Genomic DNA, 5133 nt, shown 5'->3' with positions numbered 1-5133 from the left:
TGCGGCAGGCCGCGGCGGAGTTGTTCGCCCACGGCATCCCGATCGACTGGGACAGCGTCTACGCGGGCACCGACCCGCGGACGGTGGACCTACCCACCTACGCCTTCCAACGCCAACACTACTGGCTGCGGCCTTCGGAGGTGGCATCCGCCGAACCGGCCCGTCTCGGCCTCGACGGCGGCGAGCACCCGTTGTTACCCGCCCGCACCGACCTGTCGGACGGCTCGGTCCTGTTCACCGGATCGCTCGACCGAACAGCACAATGGTGGCTCGACGACCACCGGATCTTCGACACGGTGCTCGTGCCCGGCACCGCACTGGTCGAGATGGCGCTGCACGCCGCGCGGGCCGTCGGGCTCACCGGTGTCGGTGAAGCGCTGCTCGCCGCCCCGCTCCCACTGGCGGCCGATGAGCTCCGGCGGGTGCAGCTTCTCGTGGCGGAACCGGACGACGAGGGAAATCGTGCGTTCACGCTCCACAGTCGTGTCGACTCGGACGGGAACGAGGCGAGCTGGGTGCAACACGTCACCGGCACACTGGCGGCCCACGAGTTCCCCGAACCCACACCCCCCGCCACATGGCCACCCGAGGACGCCGTACCCGCCGACCTGACCGGGCTGTACGAACGACTCGCGGCACGCGGCTACGGCTACGGACCGGCCTTCCGAGGTGTTACCGAGGCGTGGCACCACGGCACGACGACGTTCGTCGAAGTGACCTCTCCTCCCGAGATAACCCGGGACCCGGAGACTTCGCGGGGCGAGGAATTCGGTCTGCACCCGGCACTGCTGGACGCGACGCTGCACTGCTCGCTGGAGACGGCGGCAGGCGAGGAGCCCGTGATCCTGCCCTTCGAGTGGCGCGGCGTGGCGCTGCACGCGGTGGGTGCCACGGCGCTGCGTGCCTGCATCGAACGAGACGGGCGCGAACTCCGCATCCAGGCTTTCGATCGCGCCGGTCAACCGCTCGCCACGATCGAGGCCCTCGTTACACGGCCCGCGACCGAAACGCAGCTGAGTACGGCGTCCACCGAGGACGCGCGAGAGCTCTACCGGCTCCGGGCTGTTCCACTGCACGAGACCGAACCCGCGGACACTTCCCGGCCCCGGTTCGTCGCCGGGTGGACGGCCGACATCGAGTCGGTCCTCGCCGAACTCGAGAACGAACCGGTCACCGCCGACGAGAGTGATACCGCGTCGAGATCGTTGCTCGTCGTCGACTGGTCCGGCTCCGAGACCGGAGTCGAAGCCACCGGTGAAACGACGCTGCGAGGCCTGGAGTGGCTGCGGCGCTGGTACCGGTCCGAGCGCGCGGCCTCGGCACGGATCGTCTGGCTGACCCGGGGCGCACACTCCTGCCGCGTGTCCGACCCGCCGGTCAACCCGGCCGCGGCGGCCCTCTGGGGCCTGGGCAGGACGGCCCGGCTCGAACATCCGGACCGCGACCTCGTGCTGCTGGACGTCGACGACACGGCCGAACCTGCTCTCACCGACCTCCTGGCACGCATCCCCGCGGACGAACCGCAGCTCGCGGCACGTCGAGGTGAACTGAACCGGCTGCGCCTCGAGTCCGAAGCGCGGACCGACGAACTCGAAGAGCCCGCCGCCGATGCGTGGCGGCTCGACATCGACGAGCGCGGAGACCTCTCGACGCTTCGTCTCGCCCCTCACCCGGAAGCGGCGGAGAAGCTCGCACCGGGATGTGTCCGCATCGCCGTGCGGGCGGGTGGTGTCAACTTCCGCGACGTGTTGACCGCGATGGACATGTACCCCGGCGACGCGCAGCCACTCGGCTTCGAGGGGGCCGGGGTGGTGACCGAGGTGGCCGAGGACGTCGCCGACCTCGCACCCGGTGATCGGGTCGTCGGATTCTTCGCTTCCGCGTTCGCGCCGCTGGCGGTGGCGGACGCGCGGAAGGTCCGGCCACTCCCGGCCGGTGTCTCGTTCGCCGAAGCCGCCACGGTCCCGGTGGTGTTTTTGACCGCGAGCTACGCACTCGACCAGCTGGCTCGAGTGACGAGTGGGGAACGGTTGTTGCTCCACTCCGCCGCGGGCGGTGTCGGACAGGCGGCCATCCAGCTCGCGCGACTGCGGGGCCTGGAGGTGTTCGCCACCGCGGGCCCCGCCAAGTGGGACGAGCTGCGGGCACTCGGCCTGCCCGAGGACCACATCGCCTCGTCCCGGGACACGGAGTTCGAAACCGCGTTCACCACGGCGACCGGCGGTGAGGGTGTCGACGTCGTACTCAACAGCCTGGCCGACGAGAAGGTCGACGCCTCACTGCGGCTGCTCTCTCCCGGCGGTCGGTTCGTCGAGATGGGCAAGACCGACATTCGCGAGGCCGAGGAGCTGCGGGAACGCCATCCGGGAGTGTCCTATCGCGCCTTCGACCTACTGGAAGAGGTCGATCCCGCGCGGCTCGGGGCGATGTTGGACGAGGTACTGGCGGACATGGCGCGGGACCGACTCCGACCGTTGCCGTGCCGCGCCGTCGACCTCCGCGACGCGCACGAGGTGTTCCGCACGATGGCGCAGGGCGGGCACACCGGCAAACTCGTCCTCCAGCCTCCACGGCGACCGCTGCGGCAGGAGATCGACACCGAGGGAACCGTGCTGATCACGGGCGGCACCGGAGGACTCGCGGGCACGCTCGCGGAGCATCTCGTGACGGTGCACGGCGTGCGCCACCTGCTGTTGCTCTCCCGATCCGGGAACGCGGCGGCCGGGACCGATGACCGCGTCGCGGAGCTGCTCGCGGCGGGTGCGGAGACGGTGCGCGTCGAGGCCTGCGACGTGTCGGACCGGCAAGCCCTCGCGGCCGTGCTGGGCGAGGTGCCTGCCGAGCACCCACTGACCGCCGTCGTGCACGCGGCCGGGGTGCTCGACGACGGGATGCTCGCCGAGCTGTCTCCCGAAGGAGTGAGCAACGTCTTCGCTCCCAAGGTCGACGCGGCCTGGCATCTTCACGAGCTGACGCGCGAGCTGGACCTGTCCGCGTTCGTGCTGTTCTCCTCGGTGATCGGCACCGTCGGAAACGCCTCGCAGGGGGCTTACGCGGCGGCGAACGCGGCGCTCGACGCGCTGGCGGCGCGGCGTCGCGCCATGGGACTCGCCGCGACCAGCATCGCCTGGGGCACCTGGGCGGATACCGGTATGGTCACCCGCCTGGACACCGCGCTGCAGCGGCGGTTGCGCCGGGGTGGCCTCGTCCCGCTTCGGTCCGAGCAGGGACTTCGCCTGTTCGACCGGGTCCTCGCCGCTGACCGGACGAACGAGGTCGCGGTGCGGGTCGATCAGCGAGCCCTCCAGCGCACGGCCGACGACGATCTCTCGGCCGTGCCGCCGGTGCTGCGCGGCTTCGTCCGATCCTCGGTCCGTCGCGCCGCCGATGCGGCCGATGCGGCGACGGACGGTCCGGCGCGATGGCTGACCGAACTGGACACCCCCGAGGAGCGGCACGAGGCGCTGCTCGAACTCGTGCGTTCCGAGATCGCCACCGTGATGGGGTTGCCGACCGCCCGAAGTGTCCCGGTCGGTGGTGGGCAGACCGCTCCGTCGCTACGTGAACTGGGCGTCGACTCGCTCATGGCGGTCGAGGTTCGCAATCGGCTGTCGAAGCTGGTCGGAGAGCGGCTTCCGACGACGCTGCTGTTCGACCAGCCGACGGTCGACGCACTCGCGCGCTACCTCGCGGACAAACTCGGCGGACCCGTACAGCGATCAGCGACCGCGTCGAGCAGGACCACGGAGCGGGAAGCTCCGCCGGACGAGCCGATCGCGATCGTGTCCATGGCGTGCCGCTTCCCGGGAGAGGTCGACGGTCCGGAACAACTGTGGCGTCTCCTCGCCGACGGCGAGGACGGCATCACGGCGTTTCCCGAACGTCCGGGTTGGGAAATCGACGGCCTGTACAGCCCGGACCCGGACGAGCCGGGATGTTCGGTGACGCGCGAGGGCGGTTTCCTGCACGACGCGGACCGGTTCGACGCCGCCTTCTTCGGCATCAGCCCGCGGGAGGCGCAACGCATCGATCCGCAGCAGCGCCTCCTGCTCGAAGCGAGCTGGGAAGCGCTGGAACGCACGGGGATAGTTCCCGCCTCCCTCGAAGGCAGTTCCAGCGGCGTCTACTTCGGCCTGATGTACAACGACTACGGCGGAAGGCTGCTCGGCCACCGCGAGTCCCTCGACGGTTACGTGACCGTCGGCAGCCTGCAGAGCGCCGCCTCGGGTCGGTTGGCTTACACGCTCGGGTTGCGGGGCCCGGCGGTGTCGGTGGACACGGCCTGCAGCTCCTCACTGGTGGGCATTCACCAGGCTATGCAGGGGCTGCGGCGTGGTGAGTGCGATCTCGCCTTCGCGGGTGGGGTCACCGTGATGACCACACCGTCGATGTTCATCGAGTTCAGTCGGCAGCGGGGGCTCGCTCCGGACGGTCGTTGCAAGCCGTTCTCGGAACTGGCCGACGGTGCCGCGTGGTCCGAGGGCTGCGGGGTGCTGCTGCTGGAGCGGTTGTCGGACGCGCGGGCCAACGGGCACGAGGTGTTGGCGGTGCTGCGTTCGGGCGCGGTCAATCAGGACGGTCGCAGTCAGGGGCTGACCGCCCCGAACGGTCCCGCCCAGGAGCGAGTGATCGACGCGGCGCTGCGAGCGGGTGGGCTCACCCCCGACGAGGTGGACGCTGTGGAGGCCCACGGCACGGGCACGACGCTCGGCGATCCGATCGAGGCCAACGCGCTGCTCGCCTCCTACGGGGACGGACACGACTCGGACACACCGCTGTACGTGGGCTCGGTGAAGTCGAATCTGGGGCATCCGCAGGCCGCGGCGGGTGTTGCCGGGGTGATCAAGATGGTGCAGGCGTTGCGGCATGAGGTGTTGCCTCGTTCGTTGTATGCCGAGTCGCCGTCGCGGCATGTGGATTGGTCGTCCGGGCATGTGCGGTTGTTGAACGAGGCGGTGTCCTGGCCGCGTCGGGAGGGGCATGTTCGTCGGGCGGGTGTGTCCTCCTTTGGGATTTCGGGGACGAATGCGCATGTGATTGTGGAGGAGGCTCCGGAGGGTTCTTCTGTAGCGAAGAGCAGCGAGGGCGAATCGAGTTCGGTTCTGTTGTCGCCGCCGCTGGTCATCAGTGGGC

1 protein-coding gene is annotated in these 5133 nt (G+C 70.0%); it reads left to right on the top strand.

The genetic code is table 11. The annotated features are described in order from the left end of the window. On the top strand, positions 1-5133 hold a 5133-nt coding region (locus ACOQFL_RS22775), incomplete at both ends, for an SDR family NAD(P)-dependent oxidoreductase (RefSeq protein ID WP_435546252.1).

The organism is Actinopolyspora sabaoui (genome assembly GCF_051225635.1).
Lineage (GTDB): Bacteria > Actinomycetota > Actinomycetes > Mycobacteriales > Pseudonocardiaceae > Actinopolyspora.
The sequence above is the reverse complement of the archived record's forward strand: the minus strand, read 5'-3'. Positions and strand labels throughout refer to the sequence as shown.